The sequence below is a fragment of the Kocuria sp. KKT182 genome, from assembly GCF_055635395.1.
This window is the reverse complement of sequence record NZ_JBVMVZ010000003.1, coordinates 23,881-42,488: the sequence shown is the minus strand read 5'-3', so window position 1 is coordinate 42,488 and position 18,608 is coordinate 23,881. Positions and strand designations below refer to the sequence as shown.

The window sequence follows — 18,608 nt, the reverse complement described above, 5'->3', positions numbered from 1 at the left end:
CACCACGGTCTGCACATGCATCGAGAGATAAGGCTGAAAGACCCGATGGCCATCAACTTCAAGCTCTTCGACCGAAAGATCCTCGACCCGAAGGAGTCATGGGCGGGACGGCCCTGGCAGGGCTGGAATCCGGAGGCAGCTCTCGAAGAGGTCTGGGAGTACAACCGAGGAGTCTGGCGGTTCGGGGACCGCATCGAGGGCGAGCGGATCGCCACCTTCTCCTGGCGCGGAGAAGTCGTGCTGGTGGCCGTCATCACCGGGATCGAGGGCGTCGGTCCGCAGTTCTGGAAGAACGGCCAACGACGTCGAGCCCTCCGGGGGTTCGTGCTGCCCGAAGGCCATCGGGTGCACGACGCTCTCATGGGTGCCGGGCGGCCACGGAACCGGGCTGCGCTGACCTACCATCCGACACCGGAACACGATGAGGTCCTGGCGACCGATGAGCCCTTGTCCCCCGACTCCGAGGGACAAGGGCGGGTCCTGGACCCCCAGCGGCGAAAGGCCCTGGAAGACGCCGCCCAGTCCCGCCTGGAGACCTACTACCGCGATCGTGGGTGGGAGGTCGCCGACGTCCGCTTCGACGGCCCCTACGACGCCATCGCGCGGAAGAACGGACAGACCCGTTACCTGGAGGCCAAAGGCACGCAGTCCAACGGCGCGTCCGTGACCGTGACCAGCGGGGAAGTCGACCACGCTCGGCGACACCCCGGTGAATGCGTTATCGGCATCCTCAGCGGCCTGCGGTTCACCGAGGACGGTGAGCTCGAGGACAAGGATGCCCGGTTCACCGTGAGTCCATGGGATCCAGCAGACGAAGACCTGCAGGCGACCCAGTACCGGTGGGCCACCACACGCGAGACAGTCCTGGCCGCAGAGTGAGCTGACGAGTCACCGGGCAGGATCTACGCGTCGACGGTCTCTCGCTCCAGCTCACTGTCGGCTGGAGCCGTCACGTCGGCGAAACCGGCCTCCTTCGACGTCGCAGCGTCGTCACCCTTGTTGTCCTTCAAGAGAGCGCGCACCGCGGCCGCTGACAGCTCCAATCGCTGAGCAATATCGGCCACCGCCACCCGCTCCCCCTTCATGCGCACGACCACACCGGCCTGCGCCTGCCTGGCCTGAGCGGCCTCCTGCTCAGCCTTGGCACGAATCTCCGCGATGCGATGCTCGGCCGTCTCCAGGATCTGCTCGGCCTCGCCCTGAGCGACGAAGAACTCCTCGCCCATTTCCAGCAACCGCTCCTCCCGAGCCATCGACTCCGCAGCCGCCTTCCGGGCCCGTTCCCGCGCCTCGGTCTTCGTCGCACTCTTCCGCTGCGCCATCACCACTCCTTCACATCAGCAACAACATTCCCATCCATTGAACACCACCGCCCTAACGGTCATAACCCGGCTACTTCGCGCCGGCCCCGCCGCCGGCAGGTCTGGCGCACCCGGAAAGGGCGCCCCAGGGGGCGACAGTGTCCTGAGCTTTCGCGGGGGCTGTGGACCGGCTCCGGGATCAATCCTCCGGTCCCTTCACCGGACCCACAACCGCCCGCGAAACCTCGTGCAGGTTGCCCACCCGAAACCCGCGCGTGGACAACCTGGTTCGCTTGCACCCAGTCGACCTGGAGTGTGGACAGCTGATGCAACTTTGTCTGTCCTCGTTCCTCGTACGTTCAAGGGCATCACCTGCCCACACTCCAGGTCTCGTGGGCACAACCGCGTCACAGCCGTGACGGACACTCTGGGTCGCTCGACTCGATGACTCGCAAGCTCGCATCGGCCCTTCCCGCCCTACTAGACCGTCACACCTCATGCATCATTGATAAACGAGGATGAAAACGCGATAGATTGCTTCTGTGATGACCGTCCATAAGCTCAGTGCTGGGGACGGGTATGCCTACTACACCAGCGAGGTCGCCTCCGCTGATGAGCTGCGCGCGGAGGGCCGGGAGCTGGGCGACTACTACACCGTGGAGGGCATGCCTCCGGGGCAGTGGGTGGCTCACTCCGAGGCGCTGCTGGGGGTGTCCGGGGAGGTCACCGAGGCGCAGATGGCGGCCCTGTTCGGGGAGGGAATCCACCCGGACGCGGACCGCATCCTGGCCGCCGGCGGCACCGGCGAGAAGATCGGCCTGGGGCAGAAGTTCCACAAGTATGACCAGGCCAATACCGAGCTGACCCGCCGCCTGGACGAGGAAATCGCCCGGCACGAACGCACTACCGGGGCCGCTCCGACGCGGGAGGAGCGGCAGATCATCCGCGGCCGAGTCGGGGGGCAGCTGTTCCGTGAGACCCACGGACGCGACGTGCGGGACAAGGAGGAGCTGGGCCGGTTCATCACCGCCCAGACCACCCCGAAGCAGCAGACCGTGGCCGGTTATGACCTGGTGTTCTCCCCGGCCAAGTCCGTCTCTCTGCTCTGGGCCCTGGGCGGAGACGAGGCCCGCAAGGCCGTCGAGACCGCGCACAACGAGGCCATCGCGGAGACACTGAGCTTCCTGGAGCAGGAGGGCACGTACACCCGGCGCGGCCGCAACGGCGTGCGGCAGATCGACGTCGAGGGCGGGCTGGTGGCCACCCAGTTCCGCCACTACGACTCCCGCAATGGGGACCCGCAGCTGCATGATCACGTGGTGATCGCCAACAAGGTTTTGGGTGCGGACGGGAAGTGGTCCTCCCTGGACGGGCGCACCTTGTACCGGATGAACGTGGCCGCCTCGGAGACCTACAACGCCAAGGTGATGGAGAAAGTCACCGCCTCCCTCGGTGTCGCTGCCGTGCCCCGCATGGCCGGTGGGAACGAGCCGATCTATGAGATCGCCGGGGTGGACCTGGATGCCATCCACCACGCCTCTTCCCGCCGGGCCGACATTGCCGGGACCCTGGATCGGCTGCACGCGGAGTTCACCGACCGCCACGGATACGCCCCCAACGCCAAGCAGAAAATCGCTCTAGCTCAGCAAGCCACCCTGGAGTCCAGGCCGGCGAAGAAGTCGGCTCGGCGCCTGTCCGAACTGGTCGAGCAGTGGGCAGACGAGTACGGGCAGCAGGTACAGATGCCGGTCGGCGACGACCTGTTGGCCCACGTGCGGGCGGCCGCCAATGGGCTGCCGACCGGACCCGACGCCACCCAGATCAACGTCAGCGAGCACGCCCGCCTGGTCGTCCACGAGTTGTCACAGAAGCGGGCCACCTGGAGTGTGAACCACGTCCACGCCCAGACCCGCCGGCACCTGAAAGAGGCCATGATCGGGCGCACCGTGCCCGATGAGCTGGTGGCCGAGGTGGTCAAGGAAGCCACCGGCACCCACAGCCTGTCCGTCACCCCGCAGACGGACGTACCGCACCTGGCGGAGTTCACCCGGGCTGATGGCACCAGCCAGTTCATCCGTTCGGACGCCGCGGTGTTCACCTCCCGCGAGGTCCTGGAGACCGAGCACCAGGTGCTCGCCGCCGCCCAGCGCACCGTCATCCCGGCCGTGTCCGCCCAGACCTTTGAGGAGGTGCTGGCCGCCCACACCGGCCCCCTCAGTGACGGGCAGGTGGCCCTGGCCCGTGCCTTCGCGTGCGATGAGAAGCTGCTGGTCCTGGGTATCGGCCCGGCTGGTGCCGGCAAGACTACGAGCCTGTCCCTGGCCGCTGATGCGGTGCGCGCGACCGGCGGCAACGTCGTCGGGCTGGCCCCGACCGCGGCCGCGGCTGCCGTCATGTCCGCCGACATTGGGGCCCAAGCGACGACCATTGACGCTTTCCTGATCGCGCACCGCACCGGCCGCACTGGGGCCGCCCAGCTGCACTCCGGGGACGTGCTGATCCTGGACGAGGTGGGCATGGTCACCACCCCGAAGCTGGCCGAGCTCGTGAACGTGGCAGCCCGCCACGGGGCCGTCGTTCGAGCCATTGGTGATGACCGGCAACTCGGGGCGATCGGCTCCGGCGGGGCGCTGCGGCTGCTGGACCACGAGGTGGGCGCGACCCGCCTGGAAGCCGTGCACCGCTTCCACACCGAAGGGGAAGCGGCCGCGTCCCTGGCCTTGCGCGAGCCCCCGGCGGCCGGTGCGGACACCCCGTGGGCCTGGTACATGGACAACCGCCGTGTGGTCGCCGGGGACACCGAGGCCATGACCGACACCGCACTGCGGGCCTGGATCACCGACACCGAAGCGGGCAAGCGGTCCCTCCTGATCGCCACCGACAACACCACCGTCACTGACCTGAACGCCCGCGCCCAGGCGGCCCGGATCGCCACCGGGGCCTTGGACGCCACCGGAGAGTCCGTGGTGCTGCGCGACGGCCTCACCGCCCACACCGGGGACGTGGTGGTGACCCGCCGCAACGACCGCACCTTGCAGCTCAACGGCGGCAAGGACTTCGTGAAGAACAACGACGTCTGGACCGTCGAGAAGGTGGGAGCGGACACCGCCACGCTGCGCCACACCGGCCACGGCGGCAAGATCACCCTGGATGCCGAGTACCTGGCCAAGCACGGCCAGCTCGGATATGCCGCGACCGTGCACCGCGCCCAGGGTGCGACCGTGGACACCGCCCACGCGATCCTGGACGACTCCACCGACCGGGCCGCCGCCTATGTCGCTGCCACCCGAGGGCGGGAAAGCAATCAGCTCTACGTCGCATTGAGCGACGGGCAGAGCCGCGACGAGGTCCTGGAGGCCATCGCCGGGGCCTACGACCGGAACCTGTCCGCCCACGAGACGGTGGCCGCTGAGGCCATGCGTAACGGCGACGTCGCCATGTTGGGTGAGGTCTACCGCGAGACCGTTGAAGCTGCCTGGACGGCCAAGACGCGCACGATGGCCGTGGACGTCCTGGGCGCGGACAAGGCCGCCGACTTCACCAATAGCGAGGCGTGGGGCGCGGTGGCCACGCACCTGCACACCGCCCAGCAGGCCGGCATGGACCCGGCCGAACTACTGAACCGGGCAGTGCATCAGCGCGGCTTTGGTGGTGCGGAGGACCCGGCCGCCGTGCTGGCATGGCGGCTGGAACACCGGATCGAGGCCGCCCAGCGGATCATCGACGACACCGACCGCCGGCCCCTGGGCAACCTCACCGACGAGCACCTGGAGAAGCTGGCCCAGCGCGCTGGGGCCGCCCAGCACCCGTCCCAGGTCGAGGACCCGCAGTGGGCGGCCCACCCCTACGCCTGGATGCCCTCGGCGCAGCTGGCTGAGGCGAAGGCCAGTGCGGAGGCCGAGAACCTGGCCCTGCCCCCGGAGCTGTGGGAGTCCACCACATCGGTGCACCTGGACTGGGTGGCTCGCACGATGGGCGCCGAGCAGGAGCGCCGGGCGGGGATGTCCCCGGAGCAGACGGCGGTGGAGCAGATCGCCCGCGGTGAGCGCCTCCGCACCGACACGGGAGTGTCGATCGGGGAGGCGATCGCCGCCGAGCAGCATGTGCGCTCAGTGGCCGCTAAGACCCCAGCACCTGCCCCGGTGGCGGACGGGCGCCGGGTGAGCGAGGACCTGGCCCCGACCACGCTGATCAACGACCGGCAGGTGCCGGTGCAGTACCGGGAGCAGCTGGAGCGGCTGCGCACCCGGATGGAGGAGCGCGTCCAGGTGCGCGGGGCCGAGCTGGCCGAAGCGGCTCCGGAGTGGACCGCGGCCCTGGGGCCGGTGCCGGCAAAGCCCGCCAAGGCGGCCGAGTGGCACCAGGTCGCCGCTGAGGTCGAGGCGTATCGGAACCGCTACAACATCGCCGCCCACGAGGCCGCGCTGATTCCCAAGGCTCATCAGGAGGATCCGGTGGCGGCCGCGCTGGTGGCTCGCGCTACCGCGCTGCACAAGCACTCCGCGCTCACCACCGCGGCCCCGCAGACGCCCGCGCAGATCCGTCAGGCCGTCGATGAGGCGCACGTGGCTGAGCGGGTGCGCGCTACCCCGGCCCCGGCCCAGGAGGCCGTGGAGGCGCTGCGCACTACCCGCGCCCAGGCCACTGATCCGCTTCCCGCCCCCCAGGCGCGGGAGGCCGCAGCCACCGAAGCCGCCACGGCCCCGGTAGCCGAGGAGCCCCGGCGCGTGCTGACCACAGACGAGTTGATCGCCCGCGCAGTGGCCCGCCACCGGGCCCAGACCCAACAGGCCACCCCGACCACCGATGCAGCTACCACCCAGGAGCCGGTCTTTCCCGCGCCGGAGCCACAGAAGAAGGAGCCCGCCGTGTCCGAGAACGCCGAGCAGTCCCGCCAGCAAACCTCCGGTCCCTCCTGGCACGCCAAGCATGCCGAGGTGGCTAAGCGCATCAAGGTTGCCGAACGCGTCGAGCGGAAGGCCAACCGACAAGAGGACCGCGCCGCGGCCACTCGTCGCGCCGCCGACAACTCCCGCCGCGACGGTGGCCGAAGCCTATGAATCCTGACCTCAGTCGGGGCTGACGACGGTGAGGCAGAAGGGATGCCCGGCAGGATCAAGAAGCACCCGCCACTGCTCAGGGGCGGGCTGGTGCTGGGCGGGACGGGCGCCGGCTGCTACGGCAGCGGTGACGGCCGGCTCCAGGTCCTCTACGGCCACGTCCAGGTGCATCTGCTGGTGCTGGGAACCTTCGGGCCAAGACGGCTTGACGTAGTTTTCGGCGCGCATCAGCGTGAGCATCGGGCCCGCCCCAGCCAGGGCGATGACCCCGCGGTCCGGGGTGGCAAATGCTTCCTCAAGCCCCAGTAGCCGGGAGTAGAAAGCCGCCAGCTGGTCGGGGTCCGGGCAATCGAGGGAGATCGAGGCGAGCTGTCCTACGCGTTGAGTCATGTCCCCACGCTACTGCCGCGTCCCGGCGCGGCCGGACCGCCTGATGCCCGGCCCACTGAGTAGTGATCAGTAGTCTGCAGGTGGCTTTCCCCGCTCTGCCCCCGGTGCCCAGAAGGAAAACGATGAAGCGAGCAATGGTGTCCGTAGTAGCGCTGGGGCTGATGATCCTGGCCTCCGGCTGCGGTGGTGAGACCTCCGCGCCAGGAAGTGGAGCTGAGGCTGTGGAGCAGGCGATGAGTCCGCAGCCGAGAACCCGGGAAGAGTCTTGCGCGGCGATCGCCCGGGCCGAGCAAACCCTGCACGACTCTGCCCTCCAGGAACACCCGGAAATCTTGGATCGAACCGATAGCGAGCTCACCCCCGAACAACAGGACTTCGCCCGAGGTCTCATCAGCGATTACGCCGAGACTCTCGCAGACATCGAACGGGAGGCGCCTGAGGAAGTAGCCGTCGAGCTGCGCAACGTCGCCCCGGCGGTCGTCCCGATCATGTCGGCCGCTGAGGGCGACTCCCCGGCAATCTCCGCCGGGATGATGCAAGACGCCCTCGACAGCATGTGCGGCCAGGGCGAGATGTTCGACGGAAACGCAGACACCTGATACACCAGCCCACTGTCCGGCTCATCGTCTTCGGGGCCCGCTGCCTTCGAAGCGGGCAACTCGCCCCGGTCATGACCCATGTGCTTCGGGGACAGGTCCGCGTCCACTCTTGGCGTCGGTTATGCCAGCGGCTGCTGGCGGGGGCGTGGGAAGGGCCTGACGGTACCGCGATCCAACGGGATGATTCGGGGCGGTCCACGTCCAAGGTATCCCCTGCCTAGATGTACTGACCGGACACGTTGGTCAATCGTGAGAAGGGCGGCTGGTTGCTGCAGGCTGTGTGGGGCCGGTGATGGTTGTAGTAGTGCAGCCAGCCGTCGAGTTCGCCGCGACGCTCCGTCTCGGAGGTGTAGCAGCGGGCGTAGGCCCAGCCGTCGGCCAGGGTGCGGTGGAAGCGCTCGATCTTGCCGTTGGTCTGCGGGCGATACGGCCTGGTCCGTTTGTGCCTGATTCCCAGCTCGGCGCAGGTGTCGCGCCACAGGTGTGAGCGATAGGCGCCACCGTTGTCCGACAGGACCCGCTCGACGGTCACCCCGCGGGCGTTGAACCACTTGACGGCCCTGGCCAGGACCGCTGTGGCGGTGTGGGCTGTTTCGTCGTCGTGGATCTCGGCGTAGGCGACGCGGGAGTGGTCGTCGATGACGGTGTGGACGTAGGCCTTGCCCATCAACGGGTCGTAGTGCTTGTTCTTGGGCTTGTCGGGTGTGGCTGCGCGGTTCTTCTCGCCTTGTCGTCGGCCGACGTAGCGCCAGCCTCCGCCGTCTGGGATGTTGCCGAGCTTCTTCACGTCGACGTGCAGCATCGCCCCGGGGTGGTCGTGCTCGTAGCGACGAACAGGCTCTCCAGTGGCACGGTCGACGTGCGACAGGCGGTTCAAGTGGACGTCGACCAAGATCCGGTGGACTGTCGACGGAGCAACGCCAATCCGGTATGCCAACTGAACCGGACCTTCCCGCAGACGCAGCCGGAGCTGGATACAGCGCTTCGCAGTCGTGGGGCTGGTCTTGTTCGGGGAGCGGTGAGGCCGTGAGCTGCGGTCCTGCATGGACTGACCGGCCCGGTAGCGGTCAGCCCAGCGCTTCACGGTGGGCCAGGAGACCTGGAACCGGGCAGCGACCTCGCTGATCGGCCATCCGTGGTCAACAACCAGCTGGGCAACCTTGAGGCGGTGACGCGGAGTGAGGGCGGCATTGGCGTGGGACATGGTGGTCTTCCTGGTGACGAGCGGGTGGAGACAGTGATGGGGCTGCACCCTGTGGTGCAGCCCCATCGATTCGGTATGTCAGTTGCCGTCCGTGTCCTCGCTGTTCGGCGCTGAAGAGGCAGCCGTCTCGGTGGGTGTTCCCTGCTCGCTCTGGGGCTGGTCGTCATCGTCGGGCACGATCTGGGCCCCGCAGCAACTGCTGTCCTGCTTGCGTGCGGTGAAGAGGTCCTTGAGTCCCATGGTTGCTTGTTCTCCTCGTGTGGTTGGGAATGTGGTGGTTGGGTCAGGCGATCAGTGGGATGAGGTAGCCGGCGGCGATGGCCGTGCCGATGACAGTGACCACGAAAGTGACGACCAGTCGGGGCTTGAACAAGGTGGTGAGCATCGAGATCTCGGGGATCGAGGCTCCGGCGCCGCCGATCATCAGCGCGAACACTGCACCTAGCCCCATGCCGGTCGAGCTGAGGGCCAAGCCGATGGGCAGCATCGTCTCGATACGCACGTAAAGCGGAACGCCAAGCACGGCGGCCAACGGCACGGCCCACGGTTTGTCGTCGCCAGCGACCGCGGCGAGTTGGTCCTGAGGCACGAAACCGTAGATAAATGCACCGACCGAGACACCCAGCACCATCGGGACGAGCAGCGGTCTCAGATCGGCCCAGGCCTCGCCGAGTGCGGGCCGGATCTCGTTGCGCAGGCCTGCCCAGGGGTGGGGGGTGCTGTCGTCGCCGACGACCTTGACTCGCTTGAGCTGGCTGGCCATGCCGAGTCGTTCCCATACTAGGGGGGCGAGCAGGGACCATGCGGCGGTGACCACCGTGTAGACCAACGCGATACGCCAGTCGAACAGCAGCACCACCCCGGCCACGATGATGGGATCCAGCAGCGGTGACGAGATCAGGAAGGTCATCGACGTCCGGAACGCCACCCCCGACTTCAACATCCCAGCCAGCACCGGCAGCGTCGAACAGGAACAGAACGGCGTGATCGCCCCCAGCAGTAGCCCCTTGAGCGGGCCGGGAAGGCGCCCATCGGCCATCCAGCTCTGGATCCGATCCGGCCCGAACCGCCGGTTCACCAGCGCAACGAGCACCGAGATCAGCGAGAACAGGACGAGCAACTCGACCAGGATCAACCCGAAGGTCTGTACCGCATGAATCACCGCGCAGCACCCTCAGTCGATGCCTGACCCTCCCCTGCTGGGGCAGTGCAGCACGCCTTCTGTCCCTCTGGAGTGAGAGTCGCCAAGTGAGCGAGCCACTGCACCGGCGCCGCCAACTGCTCACAACACAGCGCGTAGATGTTGGACCGGCCCTCGGCCCGCACACTGATCAGCTGCGCTTGCCGCAAGGCTGCCACATGGTGACTCACCAGCGCCTGGCTCAACCCGGTGGCCTCCTGCAACTTCTTGTTCGAGCACGCCCCCGCCGCAAGCGTCAGCACGATCATCAGTCTGTTCTCGTCTGACAAAGGCTTCAACAACGGAGCAAGCATCCGCGCGTGATCCCGCGCCGACAGGTCCGTGCGCGGCAGGGCAACATCCAGTGAAACTGTCATACCCACACTATAGACAAGCGTGGCCTTCTGTCACAAGTGGCGACTTGTCTATCGATCAACGTGTCCGGTCAGTACACCTAGATCACCAAACTGGTGACTCGGGGTGGTTTCACGATGTTGTGCTGAGAGTCAGCTGCTTGCGGTGGTGGTCGTAGTGCTGGGTGCCGTAGTGGTAGAGCTCGGTCAGGCTCATCCAGTCCCGGAAGTAGGGGTCCCAGTGCACGGGCATGTGCATTCCTCGGGCCAGCACGTCCTCCGGTTCGGCCTGAAGCCGGGTCTGCAGGGTGTCAAGGGTGCGGTCGAACCACCGGAGCAGCCGCGGGCCGTGGATCACACCGGCGGCACCGCGGTCGCTGAGGTAGTTGATCACGTGGAAGGGCCTGGTGCCGGCCTCCAGGACCCTGGCGAAGGTGCGGCCGACCGCATCCGGGAGCCGGCCCATCAGGCGCACCAGGGGCAGCAGGCGCAGGACGACCAGGTAGCCGAAGAACATGTGGAACAGCAGCTGGCCGTTGGTCCAGCGGGTGCCGGCCGAGGGGCGGCGCAGATCCGCCGGGCTCGCTGCGGTCACCAAGGTGTGGAAGTCCGACCGGACCCGCTCCAGCTCCTCGTGGATCGCCCGGCGGGTGAGGGGTGAGCTGTTCACCGGCTCCTCCTCGACGCGATGTCGATGTCGTTGTCGTTGTCGGGAGGGTCCTGCGTGCTGGTCGGCTTCTGGGCGATAAAGCGCAGCACCCCACCACCGAAGGAATCGCGCAGGTGCACCGGCTTGAGGCCGGCTTGCCTGAGGGCGGGTTCGAAGGCTCCCGGCTCGATGAGCCTATGAGGGGACCGGTCGGCCAGGTGTACCCAGGAAGCGGCGCGGGAGGCGAGCAGGTCGTATCCCACGAAAGCCCCACCCGGCCGCAGGACCCGGGCGACCTCAGTCACCGTGCGTTCCCACTCGATGACGTGGTGGAGCATCAGGAAGCTCAACACCGTGTCGAACGATCCGTCCTCGAAGGGCAACCGGGTGGCATCGGCCTCACGCGCCTCCGCCAGGGGGAATCCGGTCAGGCGTTTCTGGGCGGCTTCGACCATCACCGGGTCGGCATCGGTGGTGGTGAGTCGCACCTGGGGATGGGATCGGGCGAGGGCGGCGGCCATAGCGGCGCTGCCCCCACCGATCTCCAGCACGTCCCCGGTGAGGGGAAAGCCCTGGGTCGCCCAAGGAATCATCCGCCGGGCCACCAGACCCCACGGCGCGCTGCGGCAGAAGGAGGCCTCCAGAGCGGACATCTTCGGCATAGTCTCCACCTCTCGGGGCACCCGCGTGGTTTCCGCCGAGCCTAGCTTTCCGATGGACGGCAGTGAACCGTCCGGGCAAACCCCGGCACACCCTCACCGGTCACCCCACCCTCAGCCCTGCCCGGACGTTGATCCAAGGGATCCTGGGGCCCCACCACAGGGCTGAGGTCCGCCGACGGGTGGCCTAGAGGCCGAAAGCGCCGCCTTCGAGGAGAATGACCACGCCCAGGCCGATCAGCACGATCGGGAACAGGATGTGCTCCCACCGTTCCAGGACCTCGGCGATGGGCTTGCGGGTGGCGACGTACTTGGCGATGGCCACCAACACCGCGACCATGGCCAAAAAGGCGATGCAGTAAGCCACCATCGCGGTGGGGCCCACGGTGACGAACACGGGCACGTAGACCCCGATGTTGTCCCCGCCGTTGGCAAAGGTCACTGCCGCGACGGTCCAAATGCTGACCTGTTTGCCGGCAACCTTCCCCTCGTCATCGTCATCATCGTCGTCGCTGCGCCAGACCTTCCAGGCCGCGATGAGGCCCAGCACCAGGGGGATGAGGCCGAAATAGGGAATGGCCTCAGGGGGCAAGAAGGTGCTGGCGCCCAGGGTCACCAGCACGGAGGCGACCAAGATGCCGCCGAAGCCTACGTACTGGCCGATCCCGATCTTGGCGGTGGTGCCGCGGGCCCCGGCTCCGCGGGCGAAGAACAGGGAGAGCACGATGATGTCGTCGATGTTGGTGGCCGCGAACAGGCCGATCGCCTGCAGCACGGGGGAGATGAGTTCCATAACCTGTCTTTCCTTTGGAATCGGGGGTCCTCGGCCGGGACCTGGCCTGCTGCGCTGTGCCGGGTGGCCGACCGGGGAAGCATGGGAAGGCTGTCGGGAGCCGATGCCCCTGGCCCTACCACCGGGGCACTGTCACCGGGGGTGGGCCTCGGCGCCCGTCATGGGCGCCCGGAGGCGTACCAGCGCCAACGTCACCCTCACGTTGTGGGTGGGCCCGGTGATGGTGGGGTATTGGTCAGTGCTCTTGAACGGAGGTGCCGTAGGCGGGGCACAGCGCGACCTGGGAGCCGGTGGATGCCAGCAGGGTCTCGGCGGCGGCGAGTACATCCATCAGCTCCGGGCGGGTCAGAGCGTAGAAGATCTGCCGCCCCTCGACGCGTCCGGCCACCAGCCCGCAGTCACGCAGACACGCCACATGGGTGGAGACGGTGGACTGGGCCAGGCCTGTTTCCTCCACCAGGTCCCGCACCCGGGCTTCACCACCGGCCAGGCGGGCCACGATGGCCAGGCGAGTGGGATCGGACAGGGAGTGGAACAGGGCCACGGCCGGGGCCAGGACGGGGGCACAAGCAGTGTTCGTCATAAAACGATCATATCGCTTAAATCCGATTGATTTGGCGGAATTGATGCGATGCCGATCACCGGGAACGGCGCACAGACTTCATTCCCAGTCATGGTGGGTCTCGGCGGCCCTGGTAATGGGGTGCGCGGGGGCGGTTAATCGGTGGAGGCGCTCCGAGGTGCCGGGGCCATCAGGGTGCCCAGGATCAGGAGCCCGGCCCCGGTGGTGACGAAGACGTCGGCGAGGTTGAAGGTGGGAAACCACCCGGTGTGCAGGTAGTCCACCACCCCTCCCCCGTCGAGGCGGTCCAGGATATTCCCCACCGCGCCCCCCAGCATCAGGGTTGCTCCGGTGTGGGCCAGCCGGTTCAGGGTGGGTGCTGCAACGAGCAGATACCAGATCAGCCCGACGATGATCGCCCCGGTCGCGGCGATGACCACCCCGGTGGGCAGGCCCGCGCCGAGGCTGAAGGCCACCCCGGTGTTGTGGTGCAGCTGCAGCGTGAGCAGTCCCAGGTCTACCGTGGTCCCGTCGGCGAGACGGGCTGAGGCCACGGCTTTGAGAACCAGATCGACGGCGGCCAGCACCGCCGACCCGGCCAGCAGGACGATCCGGGACCGGCGAGCAGATCGAGACGAAGAGCCAGCCTGCCCGGCGACGGGGGCGCTCATGCGGCCGGCTCCAGGGCCGGGGCGGGCTGGGTAGTGGGCAGCTGGGTGCGGCGGGAGAGCCGGCCGGCGCGCACCCCGTTGCCGATGATCAGGATCTCGGCCACCTCGTGCACCAGCACCACCGCGGCCAGGCCCAGGATGCCGAACAGGGCCAGGGGGATCAGCACCGCGATCAGCGCCAGGGACACCCCGACGTTCTGGAGCATGATCGACCGGGTCCGCCGGGCGTGCTCGAGCGCCTGGGGCAGGTGGTGGAGGTCCTCGCCCATCAGGGCGATGTCGGCGGTCTCGATGGCCACGTCGGTGCCCATCGCCCCCATGGCGATGCCGATGTCGGCGGTGGCCAGGGCCGGGGCGTCGTTGACGCCGTCACCGACCATCGCCGTGGGGTGCTGCTCCTTGAGGGTGCGGATGATCTCTGCCTTGTCCTCCGGGCGCAGATCGGCGTGGACCTGGGTGATCCCGGCGGCTTCGGCCAGGGCGGTGGCGGTGAGGGTGTTGTCCCCGGTGAGCATCGCGGTGGTGTACCCGGCGCGGTTGAGCCGGGTGATCACTTCCCGGGCTTCCGGGCGCAGCTCATCGCGCACCGCGATCGCCCCGATGACGGCCCCGTCCTGCTCGATGAGCACTGCGGTGGCCCCGGCCCGCTGCATCCGCTCGATCTCCGCCGCCAGGGGTCCGGGGGTGATCCACCCGGGGCGGCCCAGGCGCAGGCGCGCATCCTCGAAGGTGCCGTAGAGCCCGGCCCCGGGAACGGTGTCCACATGGGTCACCTCGGCCCGCTGGTCGGTGGCGGCGAGGATGGCCCGGGCCAGGGGGTGTTCGCTGCGGGCCTCCAGTCCGGCAGCCAGCCCCAGCACCCGTTCCCGGCTCACCCCGGGCGTGGTGGCGACCTCGATGACGGCCGGGTTGTTGCGGGTGAGGGTGCCGGTCTTGTCCAGGGCGATGGTGCCGATCTTGCCCAAAGTCTCCACCGCGGCCCCGCCCTTGATCAGCACCCCGATGCGGCTGGCCGCGCCTACCGAGGCGACCACGGTGACGGGCACCGAGATCGCCAGGGCACACGGAGAGGCCGCGACCAGCACGACCAGGGCGCGTTCGAACCACAGCGCCGGCTCCCCGACGACGAACCCGTAGGCGATGATCAGCGCGGCGACGATGAGGATCCCCGGCACCAGCTTGCTCGCGATGGCATCGGCCAGGCGCTGTCCGGGGCCCTTGCGGGACTGCTCAGTCTCGACGATGTGCACGATCTTCGCCAGAGAGTTGTTCTCGGCCGTGCTGGTGACCTCCACCTCCAGCGGACCGGTGCCGTTGATGGACCCGGCGTAGACCTCCGAGCCCGGGCCGACCTCCACCGGCACGGACTCCCCGGTCAGCGCCGAGGTGTCCACCGAGGTGCGCCCGGTGAGGATCCGTCCGTCGGTGGCCACCCGCTCCCCGGGCCGGACCACCATCAGGTCCCCGGGCACCAGCTCGGCCGGGGCCACGGTGACCTGCACCCCGCCGCGCAGCACCGTGGCCTGATCCGGGACCAGGTCCAGCAGCGCGCGCAGCCCGCGCCGGGTGCGTGCCACCGAGTACTCCTCCAGGGCCTCGGCAATGGCGTAGAGGAAGGCCAGCATCGCTGCTTCCTCGATCTGCCCCAAGGCCACGGCACCAACGGCGGCGATGGTCATCAGCGTGCCGACCCCGATCTTGCCCCGGGCCAGCCGGCGCAGGGTGGAGGGCACGAACGTCCACCCGGCCACCAGCAGCGCCGCCGTCTCCAGGCTCAGCGCCACCCACAGGGGGACCCCAACCATCGACAGGACCCACCCCGCCAGCAGCAGCACCCCGGCGATCGCGGCGGCACGGACCTCACGCACCTGCCAGAATCCCTCGGCTTCCTCCCCGGACTCGCCGGTCTCGTTCTTCTCGTCGCCGCACCCGCAGGCATCGCTCATCGGACAGTCTCCTTCATCACAGGGGTCTCAGGCACCAGGGGAACGTAGGTGGTGCACGGCTCCACGGCAGTGCCGGTGGCCGGCACCAAGGTCTGGGTGGTGGAGGGCAGTTCCTCCACCTCGGGGCGGGTCAGGGAGTAGCAGATGCTGCGCCCCCGGGCCCGGACTGGGAGCAGCGCGCAGCCGCGCAGGCAGGCCGCCTGGGCCAGGCCCGCTTCCCAGCCAACTCGCTGACGCCTACTTCCCCACCCGTCATGCGCAGGAGCATGGTCAGCGGAGTCGGGTTGCTGAGCGCGTAGAACAAGGCCGCTGCTCTCAACGGTGGGCAGGAAGCGAAAGCCCCAACCCGTCCGATCGTCATGGGGCGATATTAGCGTAAAGGACAGGTGTCCCTGATCGGTCTTGCGAGTCCTCGTTACCCCTGCCGGCCATGAAGTGATGGATGGAGTGGACACCCATGGCGAGGATGCCAGGGGCGAGCACGCCAAGGCCGGGGATTGATGCACTGCCCGCCACGGCGGGGCCCAGTCCCTGAAGGGGCGCCACTGCAAGTGCCGGGCACCCCGCAGCCGTGCCCTGGAGGACCCCGGCAGCCACACGAGCCGTGCCGGGTGCCGGTGGAATCCCCGCTACTATGATCGATAAATGGCGATCATCCCCGGGGGGTGGTGCTCCAGCGCCCCGACTTCTCCAGGGAGCTCGAGGTGGACCCACCGTGTGGTGTCCAGGAGCCGATCAGCTTCCCGGTCCCTGGTGACCGGGGCACGTTCAACCCCTCCTTGTCCGCGAATCCGTTCCGATGTTCAGGTGAAACTCCCGTGACCTCATCCTCTTCCCTCTCCGCTTATCCGTCTCGACGCCGGGTGCTTTCTCTGGCCGGGTGGGGGGTGCTCGGGGTGGCCCTGGCCGGCTGTGGCGCGGAGGAGGACTCGCTGGCCCAGCAGGCGAACGCGGGCGATGAGAAGGGCTACATCGCCGGAGACGGCACCGTCTCGGAGTACCCCGCCGGGGAACGAGGGGAGCCCGTGCAGTTCGCCGGCACCCTCTTCGACGGCACCACCGTGACCGCCGAAGACCTGCGCGGAACGCCGGTACTGCTGAACTTCTGGTACGCCGGGTGCGCCCCGTGCCGAGTGGAGGCCCCCGACCTGAAGGAACTCGCCCAACGCTTCGACGGGTCGGTCGCCTTCTACGGGGTGAACCTGCGCGACGAGAAGGCCACCGCCGAGGCCTTCGAGCGCACCTTCGGGATTCCTTACCCCTCCTTCGAGGACAAGGACGGAGGTGTGCTGATGGCCTTGAGCGCCTACGTGCCGCCGCAGGCGGTGCCCACCACGCTGGTGCTCGACGCCGACGGGCGGGTCGCGGCGCGCATCCTGGGCCTGGCCGACCGGTCGATCCTCGAAACTCTCCTGGCGGACGTGGCAGGCGAGACGGCATGAGCACCGGCACCTCCTCCGGTCCCCACCCCGGGAGCAGAACCACCCACAACGCTGAGGGCACCACCGCCGGTGGCTCCTGGGGCACCTCGTCCGGCGGTCCCGTCACGGGTTCCGGTGATGTCGAGGTTCCGGCGCTGGGGCCGGTGGGCATGGCCCGGTGGGCGTGGACGCAGCTGACGAAGATGAACACCGCGCTGTTCCTGCTGCTGCTACTGGCCGTCGCGGCGGTGCCCGGCTCGATCTTCCCGCAGCGGATCCAGGACCCCGCTCGGGTGAGCGACTACATCGACAACAACCCCGTCCTGGGGCCGTGGCTGGACCGGTTGCAGCTCTTCGACGTGTTCTCCTCGGCGTGGTTCTCGGCCATCTACATCCTCCTGTTCGTCTCCCTCGTGGGGTGTGTGCTCCCGCGGGCGGGGAAGCACTGGCGGGCCTGGCGGGCCCAGCCCCCGCGCACCCCTAAGCGGCTTCAGCGGCTGCCCGAGCACCGGACCCTGACTCTGGGCGGGCGGACCGGTGCTGCGGCACCGACCCCGGACGAGGTCGTGGCTGAGGCCGCCCAGCTGCTGCGCAGACGCGGCTATCGGGTGGCCGTGCGCGAGATCGGCACGGCCGCCCCGTCGGTGGCGGCCGAGCGGGGGATGTGGAAGGAGGTCGGCAACGTCGTCTTCCACCTGGCGCTGCTGGGGGTGCTGATCTCCGTGGCCGTGGGCTCCCTGTTCGGCTACAAGGGACAGAAGATCCTGGTGGAGGGCGAGTCCTTCGTGAACACCCTGATCGGCTACGACTCCTTCACCCCGGGCACCAACTACAACCCCGAATGGCTCGAACCCTTGTCCTTGCGCTTGGACGACTTCTCCTCCGAGTTCTACCGCGACACCACCAACCCCCGGAACTACGGGGCCCCGATCGACTTCACCGCCGAGGTCACCGTCCAGGACGCCCCGGGAGCGGCCCCGCGCCAGGAGACGCTGAAAGTCAACGCTCCGGTCAACGTCGACGGGGTGAAAGCCTTTCTGGTGGGCAACGGCTACGCCCCGGTGATCCGGGTGACCGACGGCAACGGGGACGTGGCGTTCGAGGGCCCGGTGGTGACGATCCCGGTCGACGGGGTCTACACCTCCAACCTGACCCTCAAGGTCCCCGACGCGCGCCCCGATCAGCTGGGCTTCACCGGGCTGCTGCTGCCCACCGCGGTCACCGGCCCGGACGGGATGCCGCGGTCGGCCGACCCGGGTCTGGCCAATCCCCGGTTGATCCTGTCCTCCTACTCCGGGGACCTGGGCCTGGACACCGGGGCCCCGCAGAACGTGTACGTGCTCGACGTCGAGCCGCTCACCGAGCTCAATTCGATGATGAGCGACAACGGGGCGATCACCCTGGATGCCGCGAACCCCGTGCACGAGCTGCCCGAGGGCAAGGGCACCATCGAGTTCCTGGACGTGAAGCGCTACGTGGGCCTGGACATCGTCTATGACCCCGGACGCACCGGGGCCTTCATCTCCTTTGTGGCCGCGTTCACGGGGCTGCTGATGTCGATGTTCATCGCCCGCCGCCGCGTGTGGGTGCGCGCCACCACCGACCTCGACGACCAGGGCCGGCCGGCCACCGTCCTGGAGTACGGACTGCTGGCCCGCGGGGAGGACCCGCGGCTGCGTGCGGAGGCCGAGTCGCTGGGCGAGGTGTTCACTACCCGCTGGGAGGCGATCGGAGTGCACGACAGCGCCGATGCCCCCGCAGTGTCTGCCCTCGAGAAGACCACACACCGGGCCCACCGCGGCCCCACCAACGACTGAGAG

17 protein-coding genes are annotated in these 18,608 nt (G+C 68.5%); 5 read left to right on the top strand and 12 right to left on the bottom strand.

Annotated elements, in window-relative coordinates:
- Positions 1 to 15: 15 nt before the first annotated feature.
- A complete protein-coding gene (locus tag ACZ2G1_RS19230) occupies positions 16 to 879 on the top strand; it encodes a protein NO VEIN domain-containing protein (RefSeq protein WP_470377948.1) in 864 nt (287 codons plus the stop codon).
- 23 nt (positions 880 to 902) lie between these two features.
- Here ACZ2G1_RS19230 and ACZ2G1_RS19225 read toward each other — a convergent pair whose 3' ends face one another.
- On the bottom strand, positions 903 to 1,322 hold the full coding sequence (locus ACZ2G1_RS19225) for a hypothetical protein (protein ID WP_470377947.1): 420 nt from the start codon (positions 1,320 to 1,322) through the stop codon (positions 903 to 905).
- A 524-nt stretch (positions 1,323 to 1,846) separates the two neighbouring features.
- On the opposite strand from ACZ2G1_RS19225, the gene mobF reads away from it, so the two are divergent.
- Positions 1,847 to 6,361 (top strand): MobF family relaxase, encoded by a 4,515-nt coding sequence (gene mobF, locus ACZ2G1_RS19220; protein ID WP_470377960.1) that lies wholly within the window; start codon positions 1,847 to 1,849, stop codon positions 6,359 to 6,361.
- 9 nt (positions 6,362 to 6,370) lie between these two features.
- Here mobF and ACZ2G1_RS19215 read toward each other — a convergent pair whose 3' ends face one another.
- On the bottom strand, positions 6,371 to 6,751 hold the full coding sequence (locus ACZ2G1_RS19215; protein ID WP_336650627.1) for a VOC family protein: 381 nt from the start codon (positions 6,749 to 6,751) through the stop codon (positions 6,371 to 6,373).
- A 221-nt stretch (positions 6,752 to 6,972) separates the two neighbouring features.
- Between ACZ2G1_RS19215 and ACZ2G1_RS19210 the strand changes: the two genes are divergently transcribed.
- Positions 6,973 to 7,350, top strand: a complete 378-nt coding sequence (locus tag ACZ2G1_RS19210; RefSeq protein ID WP_470377946.1) for a hypothetical protein — start codon at positions 6,973 to 6,975, stop codon at positions 7,348 to 7,350.
- A gap of 217 nt (positions 7,351 to 7,567) precedes the next feature.
- On the opposite strand, the gene ACZ2G1_RS19205 is transcribed toward ACZ2G1_RS19210, so the two are convergent.
- The 10 genes from ACZ2G1_RS19205 to ACZ2G1_RS19160 all read right to left on the bottom strand — a co-directional run bounded on the left by ACZ2G1_RS19205 (position 7,568) and on the right by ACZ2G1_RS19160 (position 15,367).
- Positions 7,568 to 8,554, bottom strand: coding sequence for an IS481 family transposase (locus ACZ2G1_RS19205; RefSeq protein ID WP_048896402.1), 987 nt, complete (start codon positions 8,552 to 8,554; stop codon positions 7,568 to 7,570).
- A 78-nt stretch (positions 8,555 to 8,632) separates the two neighbouring features.
- Positions 8,633 to 8,794, bottom strand: a complete 162-nt coding sequence (locus ACZ2G1_RS19200) for a hypothetical protein (protein WP_154676754.1) — start codon at positions 8,792 to 8,794, stop codon at positions 8,633 to 8,635.
- Between the two features lie 43 nt (positions 8,795 to 8,837).
- Positions 8,838 to 9,716 carry a permease gene (locus ACZ2G1_RS19195; RefSeq protein ID WP_176338507.1) on the bottom strand — a complete coding sequence of 293 codons (879 nt, stop codon included), beginning with the start codon at positions 9,714 to 9,716 and terminating at the stop codon, positions 8,838 to 8,840.
- Positions 9,713 to 10,111: an ArsR/SmtB family transcription factor gene (locus tag ACZ2G1_RS19190; protein WP_048896403.1), complete on the bottom strand. Its 399-nt coding sequence runs from the start codon at positions 10,109 to 10,111 to the stop codon at positions 9,713 to 9,715. Before ACZ2G1_RS19190 ends, ACZ2G1_RS19195 begins: the two co-directional genes overlap by 4 nt.
- Positions 10,112 to 10,220: 109 nt before the next feature.
- Entirely contained in the window at positions 10,221 to 10,757 is a 537-nt protein-coding gene (locus ACZ2G1_RS19185; protein WP_336650625.1) for a DinB family protein, read from the bottom strand.
- Positions 10,754 to 11,398 (bottom strand): class I SAM-dependent methyltransferase, encoded by a 645-nt coding sequence (locus ACZ2G1_RS19180; RefSeq protein ID WP_336650624.1) that lies wholly within the window; start codon positions 11,396 to 11,398, stop codon positions 10,754 to 10,756. Before ACZ2G1_RS19180 ends, ACZ2G1_RS19185 begins: the two co-directional genes overlap by 4 nt.
- Before the next feature lie 184 nt (positions 11,399 to 11,582).
- Positions 11,583 to 12,188, bottom strand: a complete 606-nt coding sequence (locus ACZ2G1_RS19175) for a cadmium resistance transporter (RefSeq protein WP_336650623.1) — start codon at positions 12,186 to 12,188, stop codon at positions 11,583 to 11,585.
- Positions 12,189 to 12,423: 235 nt separating this feature from the next.
- Complete coding sequence (locus tag ACZ2G1_RS19170) at positions 12,424 to 12,771, bottom strand: ArsR/SmtB family transcription factor (RefSeq protein WP_336650622.1); 348 nt, start codon at positions 12,769 to 12,771, stop codon at positions 12,424 to 12,426.
- 134 nt (positions 12,772 to 12,905) lie between these two features.
- The gene (lspA, locus tag ACZ2G1_RS19165; protein WP_336650621.1) at positions 12,906 to 13,421 is read right to left on the bottom strand and encodes a signal peptidase II; all 516 of its coding nucleotides are present in this window, start codon (positions 13,419 to 13,421) and stop codon (positions 12,906 to 12,908) included.
- A complete protein-coding gene (locus tag ACZ2G1_RS19160; protein ID WP_336650620.1) occupies positions 13,418 to 15,367 on the bottom strand; it encodes a heavy metal translocating P-type ATPase in 1,950 nt (649 codons plus the stop codon). The genes lspA and ACZ2G1_RS19160 overlap by 4 nt, the downstream gene beginning before the upstream one ends.
- 863 nt (positions 15,368 to 16,230) lie before the next feature.
- Between ACZ2G1_RS19160 and ACZ2G1_RS19155 the strand changes: the two genes are divergently transcribed.
- On the top strand, positions 16,231 to 16,809 hold the full coding sequence (locus ACZ2G1_RS19155) for a TlpA family protein disulfide reductase (protein ID WP_336650619.1): 579 nt from the start codon (positions 16,231 to 16,233) through the stop codon (positions 16,807 to 16,809).
- Complete coding sequence (gene resB / locus ACZ2G1_RS19150) at positions 16,806 to 18,605, top strand: cytochrome c biogenesis protein ResB (protein ID WP_336650618.1); 1,800 nt, start codon at positions 16,806 to 16,808, stop codon at positions 18,603 to 18,605. Before ACZ2G1_RS19155 ends, resB begins: the two co-directional genes overlap by 4 nt.
- The last annotated feature ends 3 nt before the right edge of the window (positions 18,606 to 18,608 follow it).